General features: G+C 65.2%; 18 protein-coding genes. 13 read left to right on the top strand and 5 right to left on the bottom strand.

All coding sequences use genetic code 11. The annotated features are described in order from the left end of the window. Nucleotides 1–18 precede the first annotated feature (18 nt). Nucleotides 19–1827, bottom strand: a complete 1809-nt coding sequence (locus ABIB78_RS26475) for an ABC transporter ATP-binding protein (protein ID WP_429029538.1) — start codon at nucleotides 1825–1827, stop codon at nucleotides 19–21. 108 nt (nucleotides 1828–1935) lie between these two features. After that, entirely contained in the window at nucleotides 1936–2949 is a 1014-nt protein-coding gene (galE, locus tag ABIB78_RS26470) for a UDP-glucose 4-epimerase GalE (RefSeq protein WP_429029537.1), read from the bottom strand. Nucleotides 2950–3081: 132 nt separating this feature from the next. Here galE and ABIB78_RS26465 point away from each other — a divergent pair, with 132 nt between their 5' ends. Next, a complete protein-coding gene (locus ABIB78_RS26465) occupies nucleotides 3082–4128 on the top strand; it encodes a glycosyltransferase family 4 protein (RefSeq protein ID WP_429029536.1) in 1047 nt (348 codons plus the stop codon). On the opposite strand, the gene waaF is transcribed toward ABIB78_RS26465, so the two are convergent. Continuing rightward, nucleotides 4110–5174 (bottom strand): lipopolysaccharide heptosyltransferase II, encoded by a 1065-nt coding sequence (waaF, locus tag ABIB78_RS26460; RefSeq protein ID WP_429029535.1) that lies wholly within the window; start codon nucleotides 5172–5174, stop codon nucleotides 4110–4112. The genes ABIB78_RS26465 and waaF overlap by 19 nt on opposite strands. A 136-nt stretch (nucleotides 5175–5310) precedes the next feature. Here waaF and rfaD point away from each other — a divergent pair, with 136 nt between their 5' ends. The 6 genes from rfaD (at nucleotide 5311) to ABIB78_RS26430 (ending at nucleotide 13271) form a co-directional block, all read left to right on the top strand. Continuing rightward, the gene (gene rfaD / locus ABIB78_RS26455) at nucleotides 5311–6291 is read left to right on the top strand and encodes an ADP-glyceromanno-heptose 6-epimerase (RefSeq protein ID WP_429029533.1); all 981 of its coding nucleotides are present in this window, start codon (nucleotides 5311–5313) and stop codon (nucleotides 6289–6291) included. A 19-nt stretch (nucleotides 6292–6310) separates the two neighbouring features. Continuing rightward, a complete protein-coding gene (rfaE1, locus tag ABIB78_RS26450; RefSeq protein WP_429029532.1) occupies nucleotides 6311–7783 on the top strand; it encodes a D-glycero-beta-D-manno-heptose-7-phosphate kinase in 1473 nt (490 codons plus the stop codon). Nucleotides 7784–7791: 8 nt separating this feature from the next. Beyond that, nucleotides 7792–9072 carry an O-antigen ligase family protein gene (locus tag ABIB78_RS26445; RefSeq protein ID WP_429029531.1) on the top strand — a complete coding sequence of 427 codons (1281 nt, stop codon included), beginning with the start codon at nucleotides 7792–7794 and terminating at the stop codon, nucleotides 9070–9072. Between the two features lie 84 nt (nucleotides 9073–9156). Continuing rightward, a complete protein-coding gene (locus ABIB78_RS26440; protein WP_429029530.1) occupies nucleotides 9157–11070 on the top strand; it encodes an SDR family NAD(P)-dependent oxidoreductase in 1914 nt (637 codons plus the stop codon). A 48-nt stretch (nucleotides 11071–11118) separates the two neighbouring features. Beyond that, the gene (locus ABIB78_RS26435; protein ID WP_429029529.1) at nucleotides 11119–12333 is read left to right on the top strand and encodes a glycosyltransferase family 4 protein; all 1215 of its coding nucleotides are present in this window, start codon (nucleotides 11119–11121) and stop codon (nucleotides 12331–12333) included. Continuing rightward, nucleotides 12330–13271 (top strand): NAD-dependent epimerase/dehydratase family protein, encoded by a 942-nt coding sequence (locus tag ABIB78_RS26430; RefSeq protein WP_429029527.1) that lies wholly within the window; start codon nucleotides 12330–12332, stop codon nucleotides 13269–13271. The genes ABIB78_RS26435 and ABIB78_RS26430 overlap by 4 nt, the downstream gene beginning before the upstream one ends. A gap of 10 nt (nucleotides 13272–13281) precedes the next feature. Here the strand turns inward: ABIB78_RS26430 and ABIB78_RS26425 are convergent, their stop codons facing one another. Together ABIB78_RS26425 and ABIB78_RS26420 are read right to left on the bottom strand one after the other, a co-directional pair. Continuing rightward, nucleotides 13282–14292, bottom strand: coding sequence for a glycosyl transferase (locus ABIB78_RS26425; protein WP_429029526.1), 1011 nt, complete (start codon nucleotides 14290–14292; stop codon nucleotides 13282–13284). 10 nt (nucleotides 14293–14302) lie between these two features. Then, complete coding sequence (locus ABIB78_RS26420) at nucleotides 14303–15310, bottom strand: lysylphosphatidylglycerol synthase transmembrane domain-containing protein (protein WP_429029525.1); 1008 nt, start codon at nucleotides 15308–15310, stop codon at nucleotides 14303–14305. Nucleotides 15311–15674: 364 nt separating this feature from the next. Between ABIB78_RS26420 and ABIB78_RS26415 the strand changes: the two genes are divergently transcribed. The 6 genes from ABIB78_RS26415 (at nucleotide 15675) to ABIB78_RS26390 (ending at nucleotide 24189) form a co-directional block, all read left to right on the top strand. Beyond that, complete coding sequence (locus ABIB78_RS26415; protein ID WP_429029524.1) at nucleotides 15675–17087, top strand: mannose-1-phosphate guanylyltransferase/mannose-6-phosphate isomerase; 1413 nt, start codon at nucleotides 15675–15677, stop codon at nucleotides 17085–17087. 265 nt (nucleotides 17088–17352) lie between these two features. Beyond that, nucleotides 17353–18369, top strand: a complete 1017-nt coding sequence (locus ABIB78_RS26410; RefSeq protein WP_429029523.1) for a Gfo/Idh/MocA family oxidoreductase — start codon at nucleotides 17353–17355, stop codon at nucleotides 18367–18369. 50 nt (nucleotides 18370–18419) lie between these two features. Then, nucleotides 18420–19571 (top strand): DegT/DnrJ/EryC1/StrS family aminotransferase, encoded by a 1152-nt coding sequence (locus tag ABIB78_RS26405; protein ID WP_429029522.1) that lies wholly within the window; start codon nucleotides 18420–18422, stop codon nucleotides 19569–19571. Nucleotides 19572–19674: 103 nt separating this feature from the next. Further along, nucleotides 19675–21204, top strand: a complete 1530-nt coding sequence (gene murJ, locus ABIB78_RS26400; RefSeq protein WP_429029521.1) for a murein biosynthesis integral membrane protein MurJ — start codon at nucleotides 19675–19677, stop codon at nucleotides 21202–21204. A gap of 128 nt (nucleotides 21205–21332) precedes the next feature. Next, a complete protein-coding gene (locus ABIB78_RS26395) occupies nucleotides 21333–23642 on the top strand; it encodes a xanthine dehydrogenase family protein molybdopterin-binding subunit (RefSeq protein WP_429029520.1) in 2310 nt (769 codons plus the stop codon). Nucleotides 23643–23742: 100 nt separating this feature from the next. After that, nucleotides 23743–24189: a c-type cytochrome gene (locus ABIB78_RS26390; protein WP_429029519.1), complete on the top strand. Its 447-nt coding sequence runs from the start codon at nucleotides 23743–23745 to the stop codon at nucleotides 24187–24189. The last annotated feature ends 95 nt before the right edge of the window (nucleotides 24190–24284 follow it).

Here is a 24284-nt window from a genome sequence, read left to right as displayed (position 1 = left end):
ACTTCGCTCGAAAACGCTCTAGCCAGTTGCGCTGATCGGCGCCAGTGCCAGCGGAGACGGGTCGTGATGCTGCAGGCGGAAGAACGAGGCGTAGCGGCCGCCGCGGCGCAGCAGCTCCTCGTGACGCCCGCGCTCGACGATTTCGCCGCCCTCGACCACCAGGATCGCATCGGCATGCATGATGGTGTGCAGGCGGTGCGCGATCACGATCGTGGTGCGGCCCCGGCAGAGATGCTCGATCGCCTCCTGGACCTGCTTCTCGGACTCCGAGTCGAGTGCGGCGGTGGCCTCGTCGAGCAGGATGATCGGCGCGTTCTTGATCAGCGCGCGGGCGACCGCGATGCGCTGGCGCTGCCCGCCGGACAGTTGCGTGCCGTGCTCGCCGACCGGCGTGTCATAGCCGAGCGGGAAGCTCATGATGAAGTCGTGCGCGCAGGCGGCCTTGGCGGCGTCGATGATCTCGGCCTCGGTCGCGCCCTGCTTGCCGAAAGCGATGTTGGCGCGGATGGTGTCGCGGAACAGATAGACGTCCTGGCCGACATACGCGGTCTGCCGGCGCAGCGACTTGCGCGAGATTGACAGGATCGACTGTCCGTCGATCAGGATGTCACCCTCGCGCGTCTCGTAGAAGCGCAGCAGCAAGGCGAGCACGGTCGATTTGCCGCCGCCGGAGGGACCGACCAGCGCGGTCACCTTGCCGGGCTCGGCGACGAAGCTCATGCGGTTCAGCACCGGTTCACCGGCGCGATAGGCAAAGCTGACGTCGCGCAGCTCGATCCGCGCATCGGAGAGCTTGAGCGTCGGCCTGTCGTCATCGGCCTGCTCGCTGGCCGGGCTGTCGACCACCTCGAGCAGCATCCGTGCGCCGACCAGCTGGCTGTTGAGGTCGATGTTGAGCCGCGCCAGCCGCTTGGCCGGCTCGGTCGCCATCAGGAAGGCGGTCAGGAACGTGAAGAACTGGCCCGGCGTGGAACCGAGCGCCACCACGCTGTAGCCGCCATACATCAGACAGCCGGCGACCGCGAAGCCGCCGAGCATTTCCATCAGCGGGTTGGAGCGGTTGGCGACGCGCGCCATCTTGTTGGCGTTGCGCTCGACGATCGCGATGTTCTCGTCGATCCGCTGCTGCATGGTGTCTTCCAGCGTGAACGCCTTGACGGTGCGGATGCCCTGCAGCGATTCCTGCATTGTCTCCATGATGTCGGCGGTGCCGGTGAACTGGTTGTAGGCGAGGCCCTTGATCCGCTTCACCAGCGTGCGCAGCATCAGCATCGCCGGCGGCACTGCCACGAGCCCGATGAACGACATCAGCGGGTCCTGCCACACCATGACGGCGACCATGCTGATCAGCATCAGGAAGTCGCGTCCGATCGCATTGACCAGCATGTTGAGCACGTCGGTGATCGACTTGGCGCCAGCGGTAAGCCGCGCCAGGAATTCCGATGAGTGCCGCTGGGAGAAGAAGCCGATGCTTTCGCTCATCAGCTTGGCGAACAATTGCCGCTGGTTCCGCGCCAGGATGGCGTTGCTGATCTTGGACAGGATCACCATGTGGCCGTAGGTCGCCACGCCCTTGACGAACAGCAGCGCGACCGTGATCCCGGCGAACATGGCGATGCCGGGGATGTTCTTGTCGACATAGGCCTGGTTGATCACCTGGCCGAGCACATAGGTGGCGCCCGCCGTCGAGCCGGCGGCAACGGCCATCAGGGCGAACGCCGTCAAATAGCGCCGCCAGTAGGTGATCCCCTGTTCCGTGACCAGGCGGCGAATCAGGATCGCCGCGCCATAGGGATCGTCGGTAATTTTCTTTGGAAACTGAGCCATCCGCGTTCCATTGACGGCGGGCGGCGCCGGCCGTCAGGGTTGCGGACCTCCTTGCCCGCTTGGCGGGGCTTTTTCAAGCACAATAACTGCTTGATAACGGCTTGATTTTTAGGCCGATTCTGCCTGTCGCGCCGGGGCCTCGCGCTCCCGGAACAGCTTCTCCTCCCAGGCCAGCGCATGGCTTGCGATGGTCTCGAGATCATCGTAGCGCGGGGTCCAGTCGAGCAGCGAGCGGATCCTTGAGGTATCGGCCACCATGGTCATGATGTCGCCGGGCCGGCGTGCGGCGTAGGCGACCGCGAAGTTGCGCATCGAGACCCGGCGTACCGCCTCGATCGTCTCGAGCACGGAATAGCCGCGGCCATAACCGCAGTTCATCGTCACCGATTGTCCGCCCGAGCGCAGATAGGACAGCGCCGAGCGATGCGCCTCGACCAGGTCGCTGACATGGACGAAGTCGCGCACGCAGCTGCCGTCCTGGGTCGGATAGTCGGTGCCGAAGACGTCGATCTTGGCGCGCTGGCCGGTCGCGGCCTCTACCGCGATCTTGAGCAAATGGGTGGCGCCGATGGTGGCAAGGCCGGCGCGGCCCTTCGGGTCGGCGCCGGCGACGTTGAAGTAGCGCAGCACGACGTAGCTCATGCCATGGGCCGAGGCGACGTCGTGCAGCATGATCTCGGTCATCAGCTTCGAGGAGCCGTAGGGCGACAGCGGACGCGTCGGAGCAATCTCCGGCACCGGCACCTGGTCCGGATTGCCGTAGACGGCCGCGGTCGAGGAGAAGATGAAGCGGTTGACGCCGCCCTTCACGGCAGCATTGAGCAGGCTGCGCGTCGTCATGGTGTTGTTGCGATAGTAGCCGAGCGGATCGCGCATCGAATCCGGCACCACGACCGAGCCGGCGAAATGGATAATGCTGTCGATGCCGTGCTGTGCGATCACGCCCTCGACGAGGTTTTCGTCGCCGGCATCGCCAATGAACAGCGGAACACCTTCGGGCAGGAACGCGGAGAAGCCGGTGGAGAGATTGTCGATCACGACGACGTTCTCGCCGGCATCGACCAGCGCATGGACCATGTGACTTCCGATATAGCCGGCACCGCCGGTCACGAGCACGGTCATGGATAGAGCTCTCCCGATATTCTTTAACTCGTGATGCTAGCGGGAGCGCGGTGAAGAGGGGGTTTCGCCGCGGCCGAACTGGCCACTATGCTTAATGTTGCGTATAGGAACTTGCGCGAAACGGAGACTTGCGTGCCGATCGAGAACACATCTTCCGGTGAGCTGCAGCTCATCGTGCCCAATCTGCACCGACGCTATTCGGGTGTCACCGCGACCAACCGCATGGTGGCGCCGAAGCTTGCAAACGTGTTTCGCGCGGCATGGCTCGGCTCGCATCGACCGGACGGCATCGAGGCGATGGGATTTGTCGATCTCATGCGCCTGTGGCGGCGGGCGTCGCCGCTGATCTGGCATGCGCGGCGTAATGACGAGATGATTGCAGGGCTTCTGCTGCGCGCGCTCGGCTGGCCGCTGAAACTGCTTTTCACCTCGGCCGCGCAGCGCCATCACACCTGGCTGACGCGCTGGCTGATCCGCAACATGGACGCGATCATCGCCACCAGCCCGCTGTCGGCCTCCTATCTGAAGCGCGATGCCACCGTTGTGATGCACGGCGTCGACACCGACCGTTATGCGCCGCCGGCCGATCGCGCCGCAGCTTTTGCCGAGAGCGGATTGCCGGGGCGCTATGCGATCGGCTGCTTCGGTCGGGTGCGCGCGCAGAAGGGCAGCGACGTGTTCGTCGAGGCGATGTGCAGGCTGCTGCCGCGCTATCCCGATTTCACCGCCGTCATCGTCGGCGCCGTGGTGCCGGAGCAGCAAGGCTTCGCCGGCGAACTGAAGCGGCGCATCGAGGCCGCCGGGCTGCAATCGCGCATCATCATGACAGGCGAATTGCCGATCGAGGATGTCGTGCGCTGGTACCAGCGGCTGACGATCTACGCCTTCACCTCGCGCAACGAAGGCTTTGGCCTGACCTTGATCGAGGCGATGTCGGCGGGCGCGGCGCTGGTGGCCGCGCGCGCGGGCGCGGCCGAATTCGTTGTCGAGGACGGTGTCACCGGCGTGCTAACGCCGCCCGGCGATGCCGCCGCGCTGGCGGCCACGCTCGAGCCCCTGATGGGCGATCCGGCATCGGCCGCGGCGATGGGGGCGCGGGCGCGCCAACGAGTTGTGGATAAGTTCAGCCTCGATGCCGAAGCCCGCGCGATAGCGGCGGTCTATCGTGCGTTGATCTGAGCCAGCACACGCTGCGCGATCTCCACGACCTCTTCGGGTGCGATGTCGCGCATGCAGCGATGATCGTTCATGGTACAGATCGTGCGCTGGCACGGCTGGCACGGCAGCTTGCTCTTGGTCTGCAGCACTGTCGCGGCGAGGCCGTTGAGGGGAGCCCAGAGATCGGGATCGGTCGGGCCGAAGATGCCCATGGTCGGGGTGCCGATCGCGGCCGCGATGTGCATCAGCCCGGAGTCGTTGGAGATCGAGACGCTGGCCGCAGCCATCGCCAGCACGCCGTTGCGCAAATCGGTGCCGGTGAGATCGCGCACCCGCGCGCCGCCGGTTGCGACGATCTCCTGCGCCAGCGCCTTCTCACCGGGCCCGCCGACCACCCAGACGTCGAAGCCGTGTTCGACGAACAGCCGCGCGGCTTCCGGATAATAGGTCCAGCGCTTGGAGACGCCGACCGAGCCGGGTCCGAGTGCGATCGCCGGTGCGGTGCCCAGGCCATTGGCTTGCCGCCATCGGCGGACCTCGTCCGCGGGGACACTGAGCTGCGGCACCGGCCATTCCGGTGGGCGCGCCGCGCCGTCGGGCAGCGCCAGGACGGCGTTCTTGTCGATGAAGCGCGGCTGCTTCTTTTCGCCCCATCGCATCGCATTGATCAGGCCGAACCGTGCCTCGCCAAAGAAGCCGACCCGCTCGGGGATACCCGCCAGTGCCGGCGCGAGGGCAGCCTTCCAGGTGCGCGGCAGCACCAGCGCGGTGGCGTAGTTCCGGGCCCGAAACTCGGCGGCGAGCGCCTGCTGCTGGGCCAGCGCCAGCCGGCTACGCGGCAGGTCGAAGACAACGGCGGCGCGGACACCGGGCATATAATCGACCAGGGGCGCGCAGAGGCTACTGGTCAGCAGGTCGACCGGCCGGTTGGGCCAGCGCTTGCGGAGCACGCGGACCACGGTGTGGCCGCGCACGAAATCGCCGATCCAAACATAGGGCACGACGAGGATAGGTCTGGTATCCTCGGTATCCTGCGTTTCGATATCAGATATTGAATCAATATTCATTTCTAAATGGGCCAAAGCCGGATCGGGCGCGGCCAAGTCGGTAACCGGTTCGCGATTAGAGGTAAAGCCGTCGTTGCCTGTGGCGCGGGACTGGGGCAAAGCTGGCGGCTGCAAAGGAATCTGGCGGGATTTCATCATGTTTCTGGTAACCGGGGGTGCCGGTTTTATCGGATCGAACGTCGTGGCCGCGTTGAATGACGCCGGGCGCAGCGACGTTGCGGTCTGCGATATCCTTGGGCAGGACGGCAAGTGGCGGAACCTGGCCAAGCGTCAGCTTGCCGATTTCGTCCCCCCGGGCGAGCTCAGCGCCTGGCTGCAGGGGCGGCGGCTGGACGCCGTCATCCATCTCGGCGCCATCTCCGAGACCACCGCGACCGACGGCGATCTGGTGATCGAGACCAATTTCCGCCTGTCGATGCGGCTGCTCGACTGGTGCACCGCGAATGCCACGCCGTTCATCTACGCCTCGTCGGCGGCGACCTATGGCGATGGCGAGCAGGGGTTTGACGACGACGCGTCTGCCGAGGCGCTCAAGCGGCTGCGGCCGATGAACCTCTACGGCTGGAGCAAGAACCTGTTCGACCTTGCGGTCGCCGGGCGCGTGGCGAAAGGCGAGCGTCTGCCGCCGCAATGGGCGGGGCTGAAATTCTTCAACGTGTTCGGCCCGAACGAATATCACAAGGGCCCGATGATGAGCGTCCTGGCGCGCCGCTTCGATGACATCAGAGCAGGCCGCGTCGTGCAGCTGTTCAAATCACATCGCGAGGGCATCGCCGACGGCGATCAGCGCCGCGACTTCATCTATGTCGACGACGTCGTGCGGGTGGTGATGTGGCTGATCGCGACGCCGAGGGTCAGCGGGTTATTCAATGTGGGTACCGGCAAGGCGCGCAGCTTCAAGGACCTGATCGTCTCGGCCTACGGCGCGCTCGGGCTTCCACCGAACATCCAGTATGTCGACATGCCCGAGCAGATTCGCGGCAGTTACCAATACTTCACCCAGAGCGTTGTCGATCGTCTCGGACGTGCCGGATACAATGGCGGCTTTACCCGGTTGGAAGACGCGGTCGAGGCCTATGTGAAGGGCTTTCTCGATCGCGCGGATCGCTATCGCTAGAGCGGAATGACGGTGACCGATGTTCGATTTTGAAGCGATCTCGCGTGCAATGTCCGGCCAGACCGTGCTCTGCGTCGGCGACCTCATGCTCGACGAGTTCGTCTATGGCGAAGTGTCGAGAATCTCGCCGGAGGCGCCGGCGCCGGTGATCGCGGTCAGGCGCAGCGAGGTCAATATCGGCGGCGCCGGCAACGTCGCGCGCAATATCGCCTCGCTCGGCGGACACTGCATCTTCGTCGGCCTGATCGGCGAGGATGCCGCTGGCACGGTGTTGACCGAGGCGCTGGCGAAAGAGGCCGGCATCGAGACCGTGTTGGTGCGCGACGCCGCGCGTCCGACCACGCGCAAGGTGCGCTTCGTCTCCGAACAGTTCTCGACCCACATGCTGCGCTCCGATTGGGAGCTCGCCGCGCCGGCCGCGCCGGCCGTCGAGCAGCAGCTGATCGATGCGATCCTGCCGCGTCTTGCGCGCGCCGACATCGTGCTGCTGTCGGATTATGCCAAGGGCGTGCTCACCGCGCGGGTGATCCGGAACGTGATCGACGCCGCGCGCCAGGCGCAAAAGCGCGTGATCGTCGATCCCAAGAGCGCCAATCTCGCGATCTATCGCGGTGCGACCGTATTGACGCCGAACCGCAAGGAATTCGCCGAGGCGACCCGCAGCCGCGCCGATAGCCAGGACAGCATCGCGCAGGCCGCGCCTGATGCGATGCACCTCGCGGATTGTGAGGCGATGCTGGTGACGCAGGGCGAGCGCGGCATGACGCTGGTGACGCGGGCAGGCGAGTCGATCCATGTGCCGGCGCTGCCGGTCAAGGTGCGCGACGTCTCCGGGGCCGGCGATACCGTTGCAGCGGCGCTGGCACTGGCGCTGGCGGGCGGTGCCGACTGGGAAGGCGCGCTGCGGATTGCGAGTGCCGCAGCGGCGGTTGCGGTCGGCAAGACCGGTACCGCGATCGTCAAGCCGGCCGAATTGCGGCGAAATATCCTGCCGCATGCTTCGCTGGCGGCCGAGGAGAAGATCGTCCCGGCCGGCGGCGATATCGATGCGCACCTTGCGGAATGGCGCCGGCGGGATCTGCGCATCGGCTTCACCAACGGCTGTTTCGACATCCTGCATCCCGGCCACGTCAAGGTGCTGACCGCCGCGCGCAGCGCCTGTGACCGCCTGATCGTCGGGCTGAACAGCGACGCCTCGGTGAAGCGGCTGAAGGGCGAGGGGCGTCCGGTGCAGAACGAGCGCGCCCGCGCCGAGGTGCTGGCGGCGCTGGAAGCCGTCGATCTCGTCGCGATCTTCGAGGAAGACACGCCGATCAATCTGATCACCAAGGTGCGGCCGAGCGTGCTGGTCAAGGGCGGCGACTATACCCGCGAGCAGGTGGTCGGCCACGAGATCGTCGAGGCCGCCGGCGGCGAGGTGGTGCTGGTCGAGGTCCTGCCCGGCCACAGCACGACGTCGCTGGTTGCGCGCGCCCGTGAGGGCAAGGCGTGAGCGCGAGCATGGCATCCCCGGCACCCGCCGCGGCGTGCCCGGCCTGGCGCGATCCGGCGCGCTGGCACACCACGACCGATGTGGTCGCGGTGCTGATCGCGCTGTCGCTGCCGTGGTCGACGTCGCTGGTCGGCATCTTTGGCGTGGTGCTGCTAATCGCGATTGCGCCGACCGTCGACCTGAGGGCGTTCTGGGCGCTGCTGAAGCGGCCGATCTGCGTGGCGCCGATCGTGCTGTTTTGCCTCGCGCTCGCCGGCACGCTCTGGTCGGACGCCGAATGGGGCGCGCGACTCTACGCGGTCGGGCCGACCGCAAAGCTCCTGGTGCTTCCGGTCCTGCTCTATCATTTTCAGCGCTCGACCCGCGGCACATGGGTGTTCGTGGCCTTCCTCGTGTCCTGCACGCTGTTGATGCTGATGTCGTGGCTGGTGCTTGCTTATCCCAACCTCGCGCTGAGGGCGCCCGCCCCTGGCGAGCAGGGAGTCTTCGTCAAGAACTACATCGACCAGAGCCAGGAATTCACCTTGTGCGCGGTCGCGTTGGCCTATCCGATCGTCATGCTGCTGCGGGCCAAACGCATCCTGCCGGCCATGCTGCTGATCGCGATTGCGCTCAGCCTGTTCGCCAACATGGCGCTGGTGGTGGTATCGCGGACTGCCTTGGTGACAGTTCCGATTATGTTCGCAATATTCGCGCTGCTCCATTTGCGCTGGCGCAGCATCGTGCTGATCCTGTGCGCGGCCGCTGCGTTATCCGTGGTGGCGTGGTATGCGTCGCCGCAATTGCGTTCGACGGCCGAGTCATTCGAGCGCGACTACAAGCTCTACAAGGAGCGCAACGAGCCGACGTCGGTCGGTTTGCGGCTCGAATTCTGGCGAAAGTCGCTCGGCTTCTTTGCCGAGGCTCCGGTCGTCGGCCATGGCACCGGAGCGACGCGCGGCCTGTTCGAGCGCGTCGCGACCGGCGGTGTGACCCAGGCCTCTGGCGAGGTGATCGGAAACCCTCACAATCAAACGTTGAACGTCGCCGTGCAGTGGGGCATTCTGGGTGTAGCGATCCTGTATGCGATGTGGTTACTGCACCTCTTGCTGTTCCGAGGCGACGGTCTCGTCAACTGGATCGGACTTCTCGTCGTGGTACAGAATATTACGAGTTCGTTATTCAATTCACACATCTTCGACTTTCACGAAGGCTGGATGTATGTGCTGGGTGTCGGGGTCGCGGGCGGCATGGTGCTGAAGGAGAGATTGGGCCCCAATGTGGAACCTGAACCTCCTGTTCGTCCATGATCGCTGGCAAGGACACTGCAGATACGCTATCAGCCTGCCAATGTCTCATCGCGAACTCCCAGTTGCCGGCAACCCGTCCGTTAGATGACGCGCCTTTCACAACTCACCCTGCGCAACTTCCTGATTCTGCTGCATGACGCGCTCGCGACGACATTTGCGTTGTTGGCGAGCTTTTATCTGCGTTTCGAGGGCAGCCTCCTTACCGATCGATTGCCGCATTTGCTGCGCATTCTGCCCTGGTTCGTGCTGTTCAGTGTTGTGGTCAGCTACCTCTCCAATCTGACCACGGCGAAATGGCGCTTCACCTCGCTGCCGGACGCGGTGAATATCCTGCGGGTCGCGGCGGTGCTGACGCTGGCGCTGGTCGTGCTGGACTACGTCTACTTCTTCACCGGGGCGAATTCGCCAAGTCCGGTTTTCCTCGGCCGGGTCACGATCATCCTGTTCTTCTTCCTTGAGGTGTTCGCGCTCAGCGCGTTGCGCCTGGGCTATCGCTACTTCCGTTATTCGCGCACACGTTCTCATGCCCGGTCCGACAACGCCGCGCCGGCGCTGCTGGTCGGACGCACGGCCGACGCGGAAGTCGTGCTGCGCGGTATCGAGAACGGCGCCATCAAGCGGCTCTGGCCGGTCGGCGTGCTCTCGCCGTCGAACGCGGATCTGGGCCAGATGATCCGCAACATTCCCGTGCTCGGCGGCGTCGATGACATCGAGGCCGTGATTCGGGATTTCGAGAACCGCCAGCGGCCGATCAAGCGCGTGGTCATGACGCCCTCGGCGTTCGAGCCGGACGCCCATCCGGAAAGCGTGCTGATGCGCGCCAAGCGGCTCGGTCTGATGGTCAGTCGCCTGCCGTCGCTGGAGGGCGGCGATGCTCCGCGGCTCACCAATGTCGCGGTCGAGGACCTGCTGCTGCGTCCGAGCCAGAAGATCGACTACGCGCGGCTCGAGACACTGGTGAAGGGCAAGTCCGTCATCGTGACCGGCGGCGGCGGCTCGATCGGCGCGGAAATCTGCGAGCGGGTCGCGACCTTCGGCGCGGCGCGCTTGCTGGTCGTTGAGAACTCGGAGCCGGCGCTCTATGCGGTCACCGAGGCGCTGTCCGCGCGCGACAGCGGTCCCGAGATCGAGGGCCGGATCGCCGACATCAGGGATCGCGAGCGCATCACGCGCCTGATGAGCGAGTTCAAGCCCGACATTGTGTTCCATGCCGCGGCACTCAAGCATGTGCCGATCCTGGAGCGTGACTGGAGCGAGGGCGTCAAGACCAACATCTTCGGGTCGGTGAACGTGGCCGACGCTGCGCGCGCCGCGGGCGCCAGCGCGATGGTGATGATCTCGACCGACAAGGCGATCGAGCCGGTGTCGATGCTGGGCCTGACCAAGCGTTTTGCGGAAATGTACTGCCAGGCGCTGGACCACGACCTGATGACCGAGGCCAAGGGCAAGCCGCACATGCGGTTGATCTCGGTGCGGTTCGGCAACGTGTTGGCGTCCAACGGATCCGTGGTGCCGAAATTCAAGGCCCAGATCGAGGCCGGCGGACCGATCACGGTGACCCATCCGGACATGGTTCGTTACTTCATGACGATCCGCGAAGCCTGCGATCTCGTGATCACGGCAGCGACGCACGCCGCGACGCCGGCGCGGCCTGACGTCTCGGTCTATGTGCTGAACATGGGCCAGCCGGTCAAGATCGTCGATCTCGCCGAGCGGATGATCCGGCTGTCGGGCCTGCAACCCGGCGTCGACGTCGAGATCGTGTTCAGCGGCATCCGCCCCGGCGAGCGGTTGAACGAGATCCTGTTCGCAAGCCAGGAGCCGACGCTCGAAATCGGCGTCGCCGGCGTCATGGCGGCCAAGCCGAACCAGCCTCCGATGTCGACGTTGCGCAAGTGGCTTGCAGCGCTGGAGGATGCGATCGAGAGAGATGACCGCGTGACCATCCGTGCCGTCCTTCAGGACGCCGTGCCCGAGTTCGGATCGAATGCCGCCTGACCGCGTCGTCCTGCGGGCGATGGGGCAGTACCGTTTCGAAAGCCATTGATGCGTAGTTCTCGAAAAGTCGTGGTCGTCAGCCAGCACTATCCGCCGGACCACAGCACGACCGCCGCGATCATGTCGGCGATCGCCGAGCGGATCGCGCAGGAGGCAGACGTGATGGTCGTCTCCGGGATGCCCGGTTCGGCGTGTGCGCCTGCGCCCGGGCGACCGGTCGTCGTCGAGATCAGGAACCGGCTGCCGGGAAAGGCGGCGCTGATCAAGCGCGCGCTGGCGGAAGCGCTGTTCACCGGCCGGATCTTCTTTGCGCTGCTGTCACGGCTGCAGCGAGGTGACGTGGCCCTGACGGTGACCGCTCCCTTCGCGCTTCCTTATGCGGTCGCCGCCGCGGCAAGGTTGAAGGGGGCGAAGTCGGCGCTGATCCTGCACGACCTGTTTCCCGACGTCCTCGTGATGGCCGGGCTGCTGCGGCCGGCCTCGCTGGTTGCGCGGGCGATGCGCGCGATCAACGTGCTGATGTTCCATGCCTTGAACGCCGTCATCGTCATCGGCCGCGACGCCGAGAAGCTGTTGCTGCGGTATGGTGGAATGACACAGGACAAGATCAGGTTTATCCCGAACTGGGCCACGCTCACCCCCGGCAACCGCCCTGTCAGCCCCGACAATCCGTTTCGCAAGGCCATTGCCGCCCACTTCGTCGTCGGCCTGTCCGGCAATCTGGGCTTCACCCACGATCCGGACATCGTCTTCCAGGCCGCGGGGCTGTTGCGTGACGAACGCGATATCCATTTCCTGCTGTCGGGCTGGGGCATGGGCTTCGCGCGGTTGAAGGACATGCAGGCCACTGCGCAACTGGCCAACGTCACGCTGGTCGACCGCGTTGCGGACGGCGAGCTGGATGCGCTTCTCTCCAGTGCAGACGTTTGGCTCATTCCCTATCGCAAGGATGTCGCCGGCGTGTCGGTGCCGAGCCGGTTCTATAATCTGCTCGCAGCCGGCCGGCCCGTGATCCTCGTCTCCGAGCCCGAAGCCGAGGCGGCGCTCACTGTCAGTGAAAACGGGCTGGGCTGGGTCGTCACACCGGGAAGGCCTGATCAGCTCGCCGATGCCATCAGGCTGGCGTCGCGATCGCAGGACGAAGCGATGGCCGAACGCGCCGTCGCGACCGCGCGGACCTTCAGTCCGGAGCGGGCGCTGGCGAGCTACGCCGCGCTGGTTGAGGAGCTGCTATCCAATCGCGATGTGGAGCGGACCGCATGACTGATAGCCGCCGGAGGGTTCTGGTGACGGGTGCCAGCGGCTTTGTCGGTCGCCATGTGGTGCCCGTGCTCGCGCGCAGCGGCTGGGTGGTGCGCCGCGCGGTGCGAACCCCGCCGCAAGATGCCAACGACGTGATGATCGACTCGCTCAGTCCCGCCACCGATTGGCGCGCCGCGCTCGACGGCGTGGACGCGGTCGTTCACCTTGCGGCCCGCGTTCACCAGCAGTCCGACGAACACGCGATCGAGCTCTACCGCAACGTCAATATCGAGGGCACGCTGCATTTGGCGCGTTCCGCGGCCGCTGCGGGCATTCGGGATTTCATTTTCGTCAGCACGATCCTGGTGCATGGGCGCAGCAACTACGGGCGTCCTCCGTTTCGCGAGGACGATGTCCTGACACCCCGCGGCCTCTACGGAAACTCGAAGGCGGCCGCCGAGGTTGGCTTGAAGGAGATCGTGCCGGGCAGCGGCATGAGGGTGACCGTCATCAGGCCGCCGCTGATCTACGGCGCCGGTGCAAAGGGAAATTTCGCCTTGCTCAAGCGTGCAGTGATCAAGCGCATGCCGCTTCCGCTCGCTTATGTGAAGAATCGCCGCGCGTTCCTGTCGGCGGAAAACCTGGCGTCGTTCATCCTGCACCGGCTGTCGCAACCGGGAAATGATTTCGACGTGTTTCTGGTGGCTGACCGCGAACAGGTCTCGACGCGGGAATTCGTCGAGCGCCTTGCCCGCGCGGCAGAAACCTCGCCGCGCCTGTTCTGGCTGCCGTCATCGCTCCTGAGGATGTCGCTCACGATGGGTGGCCGCAAGGAAGCCTATGACAGCCTGTTCGCCTCTCTCGAGCTTGATCTCTCCAAGGTTGCAAGCACCGGATGGCAGCAGCCGATCAGCCTCGATGAGGGGCTGAGGCGAGCGCTGCGTCAGACGGATGTCTGACCTGACGTGATCAGAGCGGTCGCGAGAAGCGGCGCAGCTGCCAGGCGGCGGCGAGCACGCCGGCCACCAGCAGCGCGATGTCCGCGGTGAGGGAATTGAGTGCGACCGAAGCGAATGCGAGCAGCGCCAGCACCACGTTAAGTCCAAAGACCTCGCCGACGACGCGCCACACCGTGAATCCGTTGTCGGTCGCGCGCTGATAGAAGTGCGAGCGGTGCGCGGCCCAGAATGGCTCGCGCCGCGCCATGCGACGAAACAGCGTGACCGTCGCATCCGTCAAATAGTACAGCGGCAGCAGCAGCGCGGCGGCGAACTGCTGATGCAAAGCGAGTTCGAGCAGGCACCAGCCCAGCAGCAGCCCGATCGGCAGGCTGCCGACATCGCCGAGGAAGATCTTTGCCACCGGCCGATTGAACGGCGCGAAGCCGAGCAGCGCTCCGCACAGGGCTGCCGCGACCAGCGCAGGCGCAGGCGGGACATGGCCGAAGCTGCCGAGCAGGGCGACCGCCACGGTGATCGGCACGGCTTCGGCGGCGGTCATCAGGTCGAGCCCGTCCATGAAGTTGACGAGGTTCACGAACCAGAGACCGGCAATCAGCAGCAGGCCGCGCTCGAACCAGGCCGGGCAGGCCGGGATCAGCCTGAGATCGCCCGGCACCGCAAACACCACGGCCGCAACCGCGGCACCCTGCAGCAACAGCCGCGGGACGACGGGCAAGGAGCGGATGTCGTCGGCAAAGCCCACCACCGCGATGAACAGGCAGGCCGAGAGCACGACGAATGGAATAGTCAGGTCCGGCGATCCGGTGAGGGCGATGACGAGTCCGCCCGCGAGCAGCGTGGCTGCGATGACCGCGATGCCTGCGCCCTGCGGCGTTGGAGTGCGGTGCGACGAGCGCGCATTCGGCTTCGCCAGTGCCACACGCAACAGCAGAGGCCGCGTCGCCCGGATCAGGACGGCCGAGATCGATGCGGCCAGAACCGCTGCGATCAACGACAGGAGGATTTCGAAAGCGTTCATTCTGGTCCGGCTACTGCGATCCCGGGACTCGCGATTGCGATCCCGGGACTCGCGATTGCGATCCCGGGACTTCGATCGGCTCGGCGCCCTTGGCGGCCTTTTCCGGGCTCAGGATCCATACCAGGCCGCCAAACACGCCGACCACGAACGACACTGCGCCGAACAGGAGCGAGATGTTGACGCCCTCGTTCGCGATCAATCCGGCATAGCCGAAGGCCAGCGCCATCGTGGCTTCGCGCACGCCCCAGCCCGCGATCGAGATCGGCATCATCGTGATCAGCATCACCGGCGGCAACAACTGGAAGATCTGGCCGAAGGTGACGGGAGCCGTGATCGACTTCACCACGCACCAGCCGATCACGACGGTCACCACGTGAATAGCGATCGAAAGCGTTGCGACCCTCAATCCATGCTCGCGGCTGAACAACACGCGGTTCGCGATGACCGCGCAGGCGTGGATGTGATGGGTTGCCCACCATTGCTTCAGCCAGGGCCACGGCAACACGCCGATCAACAGGAAGCCAAATCCGGCCGCGAGTGCGGCGAGGTCGAGCAGCAGCAAAGCCGTCCAGCCGTGGGAATCGGAAATCAGCCGATAGCTCCAGGGCAGGGTGGCGGCGATCACGACGGCCAGGGCGATCAGTCCGATCGCGCGGTCGACGAAGATCGAATAGGTGGCCGCGCGCCAGCCCGCGCCGGCGCGGGCGACCAGCCAAAGCCGCACGGCGTCGCCGCCGATCGAGGACGGCAGTGTCTGGTTGAAGAAGGTGCCGATCACGTTGAAGCGCATCGCCTGCCGGGTCTCCAGCGGTGCGCCGCACTCCACGCCGATTTCGCGCCAGCGCAACACCCCAAGGAAGATCTGCAGGAACGTGACCGCGATCGCGAGGCCGAGCCAGCCCAGGCTCTCGATCTGGATGCGGGCAGCAAGGTCATACAGATTGACCTTGCGCAGCGACAAATAAAGCAGCGCTGCCGAGATCAGGATCTTGATGGTCGAAAGCAGGATTTGGCGCATTTCCGTTCGCGCTGCCAGGTTTCAGAGTGTGTCAAAAACAGCGCAAAACGCTTTCGCGCGCCCAAATTCGCCGCCTTGGTATGGTTTCCGCACCGATCTGGCAATACCCGTACTCACCCCTATTGCGGCGGGCGCGACCGGGCGGCTAAAGAGGTCGGAACGGGGGGCGGCCAGCCACTCACCGGGGGTTTACGATACCGGTAAAATCCGACCAGACGCGTGGGGGCGCGTGATACTGCTCGGATAGTGCTTCTCAGGTAACAGGGCTGTCGGTCGCGGCGGCCCGGACCAATTTGGTGTGTCGTCCGCGGACGGATACGGATTTGCACGACAGCACTCTTGCACGACAGGACTTGAGGCATCGATGGATCGACGAATTATTCCCCTGATCATGTGCGGCGGTGCGGGCACGCGGCTTTGGCCGGCGTCACGCGAAGTGCATCCGAAGCAGTTCCTGTCGCTGTTTGGGGCGCGCTCGACCTTCCAGGAGACGATGCTGCGGGTCTCCGACGCAGGCCTGTTCGAGCGGCCGATCGTGATCACCAACGAGGCCTATCGCTTCATGGTGCTGGAGCAGCTGGCCGAGATCGGCCGCGAAGCCGACGTGCTGCTGGAGCCGATGCGCCGAGACTCGGGGCCCGCGATCGCGGCCGGTGCGGTGTTCGCTCAGAGCCGCGACAGCGAAGCGATCGTGCTGGCGCTCGCCGCCGACCATCTGGTGCGCGATACGCCGGCCTTCGTCGCCGCGTGCCGCGGCGGATTGGTGGCTGCGGAAGCCGGCCGGATCGTGACGTTCGGCGTCAAGCCGGAGCGGCCCGCCACCGAATATGGCTACATCAACCCGGGCGAGGTGGTCGCCGGCGAGGTGCGCGCGGTGGCGAAGTTCGTCGAGAAGCCGGATGTCGCAACCGCAGCCGGTTATATCGATGCGGGCCATCTCTGGAACAGCGGCAACTTCATGTTCCGCGCCAGCGTGCTGCTCGACGAGTATCGCAATGTCGATGCGGACAGCGTTGCCTCGGTGGAGCAATCGGTTGCCACGGCGGCGCGCGATCTCGGCTTCGTCAAGCTCGACGCCCAGGCCTTCGGCGCAGCAAAGGCGATCTCGATCGATTACGCGGTCATGGAGAAGACGTCCCATGCGGCAGTGGTGCCGGTGGCGTGCGGCTGGTCCGACATCGGCTCTTGGCGCCAGGTCTGGGAGCTCTCCGACAAGGACAGCCTCGGCAACGCTGCGCGCGGCACCGCGGTGTTCGAGGACTCACGCAATTGCAACGTCTCGACCGACCGGGCGCTGGTTGCGCTCGAAGGCGTCGACGATCTCGTTGTGGTCGCGACCCAGGACGCCGTGCTGGTGTCACGCCAGAATGACGCCAATGGGCTGAAGCGGCTGGTCGCGAAATTGAAAGTGTCCGCACCCGAGGTGACCGAGAACCATATCAAGGTGCACCGCCCCTGGGGCTCATATCAGTCGGTCGACAATGGCGACCGCCACCAGGTCAAGCGCATCATCGTCAAGCCGGGCGGGCGGCTGTCCTTGCAGAAGCACCATCACCGCTCCGAGCACTGGATCGTGGTGCGCGGGACCGCACAAGTCACCGTCAACGAGCTGATCAAGACGGTGCACGAGAACGAATCGATCTACATCCCGATCGGCGCGGTGCACCGGCTGGAGAATCCCGGCAAAATCCAGCTCGAGCTGATCGAGGTGCAGACCGGCAGCTATTTGGGCGAGGACGATATCATCCGCATCGAGGACGACTATCAGCGCACCTGAGCCGGGTCCCGGGTCCGATCACGAGTCACGGGCGATGTAACTCTTTGAATCAAAACGTGTCCGGATTTCGTTGTTGGCATTCGCCACATTTGTGGCGCCGTGCTATAGCGGCTGCCAACGAAGCGGGGGCGTGATTTGCGCCAAAAGCGCCAGATCGGAATTGAGCGCCAAGTCGAAATAGAGCTTTGGTGCTGATTCCCTCGGAGCCGGGGTGGCTTCCTGAGAAAGCCGGACAACCGCCAGAACGTCACTTGGGGTCTACAATATGAATGCAAAAGTGTCCGCAGCCGGCGCGAAGGCCGATATCGGCCGCGCATTGCGCGTCGGCGTGATCGGCGCCGGCGTGATGGGCAGCAACCATGCCCGCGTCCTGGCTGGACTGCCCGGCGTAGTATTGATCGGCATCGTCGATCCGCTCCCGGAGCACCGCGCGCGCGCCATCGATCTGGTAGGCTGCCGCGCCTTCGAAAGCCTCGATCAGCTGCTCGCCGAGGGCATCGACGCGGTGACGATCGCAGCCCCCACCCACCTGCATCACGAAATTGCGCTCGCCTGCATCGCGCGAAACATCCATATCCTGGTCGAGAAGCCGGTCGCATCCACGGTCGAAGAGGGCCGCGAGATCGTCGCTGCCGCCGAGAGGGCCGGCGTCACGCTGATGGTCGGCCATGTCGAGCGTTTCAATCCGGCGGTCGCCGCGATCAAGCAGGCGATCTCGGGTGAGGACATCCTGTCGATCGGCATCACCCGGGTCGGCCCGTTCCCGCCGCGGATGTCCAATGTCGGCGTCGTGATCGACCTCGCCGTGCACGACATCGACCTGATCCGCTGGTTCACCGAGTCCGATATCGTCGAGGTGCAGCCGCAGCTCTCGAGCGCGGTCGCCGAGCGCGAGGACATCGCGCTGCTGCAATTCCGCACGGCGTCCGGCGTGCTCGCCCACATCAACACCAACTGGCTGACGCCGTTCAAGGCGCGCAACGTCACGGTCGCAACCCGCGGCAAATACGTGATGGGCGATCTGCTCACCCGCCAGGTCACTGAATGCTTCGGCTTCAAGCCCGACGGCAGCTACTCGATGCGTCATCTGCCGGTCGGTCACGACGAGCCGCTTCGCGCCGAACTGATCGCCTTCCTGGATGCCGTGCGCAGCGGCAAGCTGCCGGCGGTGACCGGCGACGAAGGCGTGGCGAGCCTCGAGATCGCGATCCGCTGCCTGGAATCGCCCGCCCGGCCCGCCGCCTCGACGATGCGCAAGGGACCGCGCCGCATCGCCGGCTGATTGCCTTCACTGGCTGATTGTAATCCATTCAACACGTGCAAAGAGCTTCCATGAACCAGCATATGCAGCTTGAGCCCATTCCCTTCATCGATATCGCTGCGCAGCGCCGGCGGCTCGGCAAGTCGATCGATGACGCAGTCGCGCGTGTGCTCGACCATTGCCAGTTCATCAACGGCCCGGAAGTCACGGCGCTGGAGAAGGCGCTGGCGGACTATAGCGGCGCCAGGCATGTGGTGAGCTGCGCCAGCGGCACCGACGCGCTGCTGATGGTCCTGATGGCGAAGAATGTCGGGCCGGGCGACGCGGTGCTGTGCCCGACCTTCACCTTCTGTGCGACCGGCGAGGTCGTGACGCTGACCGGCGCGACGCCGGTTTTCGTCGATGTCGACGAAGAGACCTTCAACATCGACGTCAATTCGCTGAAGCGCGGCATCGCCACGGCGCGGGCGCGCGGGCTGAAGCCGGTCGCCGTGATCCCGGTCGATCTGTTCGGCCAGAGCGCCGATCACGATGCGATCGTCGCGGTCGCCGACGCCGAGGGCCTTTTCGTGCTCGACGACGCCGCGCAGGGCTTTGGCGCAACCTACAAGAACCGCAAGCTCGGCACTTTCGGGCTCGCGACCGGGACCAGTTTCTTCCCGGCCAAGCCGCTCGGCTGTTTCGGCGACGGCGGCGCGATCTTCACCGACGACGAGGAGCTCGCGCGCACGCTGCGCAGCATCCGCGTGCACGGCCAGGGCTCGGACAAGTACGATAACGTGCGGCTCGGCCTCACGGCGCGGCTCGACACCATGCAGGCGGCGATCCTGCTCGAGAAGCTGAAGATCTTCGACGACGAGATCGCTGCGCGCAACAAGGTGGCGGAACGCTATTCGCGGGCGCTCGGCAACCTAGTCGCGGTGCCGCGCGTTGCTCCGGGCTGCACCTCGGTGTGGGCGCAGTACACCATCCGTCTGACCAACGGCATCGATCGTGACGCTTTCGCGGCCGCCTTGAAGGCGCAGGGCGTGCCGACCATGATCTACTATCCGAAGTCGGTCCACCAGCAGACGGCCTACAGCCACTATCCGGTTGCCGACGGTGGCCTGCCGGTCAGCGAGCGCCTGTCGAAGGACGTCATCGCCCTGCCGATGCACCCCTATCTCGACGAGGCGGCGCAGGACCGCGTCATCGCGGCTGTCCGCAGCGCGCTGCAGGCATGATCCCGAAAAGTGGTTTCCGGTTTTCGGGCCGGATCATGCCTGGATCGTTAACGTCCTGAATACGTCATTTTGACGTAGGGTGATGATGCGCTAGAAGCAGCGCATGCTTGGGCGCATCTTCACCGTCGGCGGCTATACCCTGCTATCGCGGGTCACAGGGTTCGCGCGCGACATCATGCTTGCGGCGATCCTCGGTGCCGGGCCGGTCGCCGACGCCTTCTTCGTGGCGCTGCGGCTGCCCAATCATTTCCGCGCGATCTTTGCCGAAGGCGCGTTCAACGCCGCCTTCGTGCCGGCCTATGCCCATGTTCATGGCGAGCGGGGCGAAGCATCGGCGCGGCTGTTCGCCGACCGCATCTTCACGCTGCTGTTTGCCTCGCAGGTGATCCTGCTGGTGGTGGCGATGGCGTTCATGCCGCAGGCGATGAGCATCCTCGCGCCGGGCTTCACCGATGACGCAGCACAGCGCAAGCTCGCGATCGAACTGACGCGGATCACCTTCCCCTATCTGCTCCTGATCACGCTGGTGACGCTCTATGGCGGCATGCTCAACGTGATGCATCGCTTCGCCAGCGCCGCCGCGGCGCCGATCTTCCTCAACCTTGCCATGATGATGACGCTGGCGCTCGCGGCGTTCTTCCCAAGTGCCGGCCACGCCGCGGCCTGGGGCGTCCTGATCTCGGGCTTTCTGCAATTCTTCCTGCTCGCGGGCGATCTCGCGCGCCACGGCGGCCTGCCGCGGTTCGCGCCGTTGAAGCTCGACGAGGACGTCCGCGCCTTCTTTCGCGCGCTCGGGCCGGCAACCCTGGGCTCGATGGGAACGCAGGTCGCGCTGTTTGCCGACACCATCATCGCGACCTTCCTCCCCGCAGGCGCGCTGTCGGCGCTGTATTATGCCGACCGCCTCAATCAATTGCCGATCGGCGTGATCGGGATCGCGATCGGCACCGTGCTGCTGCCGGAGATGGCCCGGCGCCTGACCGCCGACGATCACGCCGGCGCCATGGCCGCGCAGCGCCGCGCCTTCGATTTCACGCTGCTGTTCTCGGTGCCGTTCGTGGCGGCGTTCCTGACCGTGGCCGATCCGATCATGCGCGCGATGTTCGCCCGCGGCGCGTTCTCGAAGGCCGATGCCGCCAGCGCCGGCGCCACGCTCGCGGCCTATGCCGTCGGGTTGATTCCCTTCGTGATGATCCGCAGCGCGGTGGCGACCTTCTACGCCCGCAAGGACACCGCCACCCCGGTGAAGGCGGCGCTGACCGGGGTCGCGGTCAACGTCGCGCTGAAGATCGCGCTGGTCGGCACGCTGGCGCAGGTCGGGCTCGCGCTCGCGACCGCGGTCGGGGCCTGGGTCAATCTCCTGCTGGTGCTGCTGTTCGCCGTGCGCCGCGGCTATCTCGCGTTCGATCGCGCGCTGATCCGCTCGTTCGGCACCTTCGCGATTTGCGGCCTGCTGCTCGCGCTCGCACTGTGGCTGACCTCGCATTTCGCCTATGTGTGGTTCGCGCCGATGCAGATCTTCCGCGATGAGCTGATCCTGCTGCTGCTGGTTACGGTCGGCATCTTCGTTTACGCGCTGCTGATCCTCGCGCTGTTCGGCCGCGGCTGGCTGTTCGCACTGCGACGCGTATAGTTTTACCTGTCAAATCAAATGCATAGGAGCCGGCTGTGCGATAGCGCCGCGTGTGGCGGAAAGCGGTTTGCGCTTCGCTGACAACCACGCCAATATGCATACAAACAACCAAGGCAATTGGAGAGACGATGGCAGCTCCCATCAAGTTCGGCGTCGGACAAAGTGTGCGGCGCAAGGAGGATGACGCTCTGATTCGCGGCAAGGGCCGCTATACCGACGACGTCGCACCGTCTCCCGCATTGCACGCGCTGATGCTGCGTTCGCCGCATGCGCATGCGACCTACACGATCGATGCCGGCAAGGCCCGCGGCATGCCCGGCGTGGCGCTGATCCTGACCGCGGCCGATGTCGCCGAGCTCGGCGGCCTGCCGTGCCTGTTCAACCTAGAAACCGATCCGTTCACCGCACCGCCTTATCCAATCCTCGCCAAGGATGAAGTCCGCCATGTCGGCGACGCCGTGGCCTTTGTGGTCGCCGATACCGTCGATCATGCCCGTGACGCGATCGAGGCAATCGATGTCAAATGGACGCCGCTGCCGGCGGTGGCCGGCCTGATCAACGCGGTGAAGAAGGGCGCGCCGCAGGTGTGGCCGGACAAGCCCGGCAATTTGCTGTTCGACGTCTCGATCGGCGACAAGAAGGCCGCCGAAGACGCGTTCGCCAAGGCGCATGCGGTGGCCGAGATCACCATCGTCAATCCGCGCGTCATCACCAATTTCATGGAGACGCGCGCCGCGGTCGCCGAATACGACGCCAAGAAAGATCATCTGACGCTGACGATCGGCAGCCAGGGCAGCCACCGCCTGCGCGAAATCCTCTGCGACATGATCCTGAAGATGCCGAAGGAGAACATGCGGGTGATCTGCCCGGATGTCGGCGGCGGCTTCGGCACTAAGCTGTTTCCCTATCGCGAATATGCGCTGATCTCGGTCGTGGCGCGCAAGCTCAAGAAGTCCGTCAAATGGACCGCCGAGCGCTCCGACCATTTCATGGGCGACGCGCAGGGCCGCGACAACCTCACCACTGCGAAGATGGCGCTCGCCGAGGACGGCAAATTCCTCGGCATGGATGTCGACCTGATGGGCGACATGGGCGCCTATCTCTCGACCTTTGCGCCCTATATCCCGCATGGCGGCGCCGGCATGCTGCCGGGCCTCTATGACATCCAGGCCTTCCATTGCCGCGTCCGCACCGTGTTCACCAACACGGTGCCGGTCGATGCCTATCGCGGCGCCGGCCGCCCGGAGGCCGCCTATGTGATCGAGCGGCTTGTGGATGCAGCCGCGCGAAAACTCGGCATGACGCCGGACGCCATCCGGCGGAAGAACTTCATCCCGCCGAAATCGCTGCCGTACACGACCGCGACCGGCAAGGTTTACGACTCCGGTGACTTCGTCGCGCATATGAAGCGCGCGATGGAGATCGCCAACTGGAAGGAGTTTCCGAAGCGCGCCAAGGCCGCCAAGAAGGACGGCCTGGTGCGGGGCATCGGCATGGCGAGCTATGTCGAGGTCTGCGGCACCATGGGCGAGGAGACCGCCAATGTGGCGCTCGATCCCAATGGCGACATCTCGATCCTGATCGGCACGCAGTCGAGCGGGCAGGGCCACCAGACCGCCTATGCGCAGATCGTTGCCGAGCAGTTCGGCGTGCCGCCCGAGCGCGTCCATGTGCTGCAGGGCGACACCGACAAGATCGCAACCGGCCTTGGCACCGGCGGTTCGGCATCGATTCCGTCGGGCGGCGTCAGCGTGCAGCGTGCAACCCACGACCTCGGCAACAAGCTGAAGGAGCTTGCGGCGCAGGCGCTGGAAGCCGGCGCCGGCGACCTCGAAATCGCCGATGGCCGCATCCGCATCGCCGGCACCGACCGCTCGATCAGCTTTACCGATCTCGCCAAGCGTCCCGGCGGCGATACGTCGAAGATGAATGCGAGCGCGACCTTCGCCAGCGCCGACGGCACCTATCCGAACGGCACGCATCTCGCCGAGGTCGAGATCGATCCCGCCACCGGCATCATCAAGATCGTCAGCTACGTCATCGTCGACGATTTCGGTGTCACACTCAATCCGCTGATGCTCGCCGGCCAGGTGCATGGCGGCGCGATGCAGGGCATCGGGCAGGCGCTGATGGAGCAGGCGGTGTACAGCCCGACCGACGGTCAGCTGGTCACCGGCACCTTCATGGACTATGCGATGCCGCGCGCTTCCGACGGGCCGTCCTTCGTGTTCGAGACCCATAACGTGCCTTGCACGACCAACCCAATGGGCGTGAAGGGCGCGGGCGAGGCCGGCGCGATCGGTTCGTGCCCGGCGGTCGTCAACGCGATCGTCGAGGGTCTGCATCGCGAGTTCGGAATCGACCATATCGACATGCCTGCCACGCCGGAGCGGGTCTGGGTCGCGATCCGCGAGGCGCAGCGACGTCATAATCTCTGATAAATTGTCGCAGGCGGAATGAAGATTCCGCCTGCGGTGTTTGCAAACCAGGCCGGCCGCAGACCGCGGACCGGGACAAACGGGATTGAGGGGTTAGCCGATGAAGCGGATCGTCGTCATTGCTGCGGTGCTGGCGTTGAGCGCCGGTGCGGTCGTCGCACAGCAGGATCAGGTCAAGCAGACCCAGGCCCAGATGAAGGACAACGGCAAGAACGCGGGAGCGCTGGCGGCCATGGTCAAGGGCGAGAAACCCTACGATCAGTCGGTCGTCAATGCCGCGTTGGCCCAGTTCGAGGACACCGTCAAGAAGTTTCCGACGCTGTTCCCCGAGAGCATCAAGGGCCTCAAACCGGAGGGCGACTACTCCGCCTCGCTGAAGATCTGGGAAGACAAGGCCGGCTTCGAATCCCATATTGCGAGCTTCGCCAAGGCCGTCGCCGATGCCAAGGGCAAGATCAAGGATCTCGACACGCTGAAGGCGGAGCTACCGGTTATCGGCAAGCAATGCGGCGGCTGCCACGAGACATATCGCATCAAGAAGGGCTAACCCGGATTTCTCACAGTGTTGAGGCGCATCGGGGCGCGAATCAGCGAAAGTTCTTTTGCGAGAAGGACTTTGCGGTGGTTCAAGGAATGCCCCGA

Origin of the sequence: Bradyrhizobium sp. I1.14.4 (genome assembly GCF_050435825.1) — a bacterium.
Lineage (GTDB): Bacteria > Pseudomonadota > Alphaproteobacteria > Rhizobiales > Xanthobacteraceae > Bradyrhizobium.
Note: the sequence above shows the minus strand (reverse complement) of the source record. Positions and strands in the feature narration are given on the sequence as shown.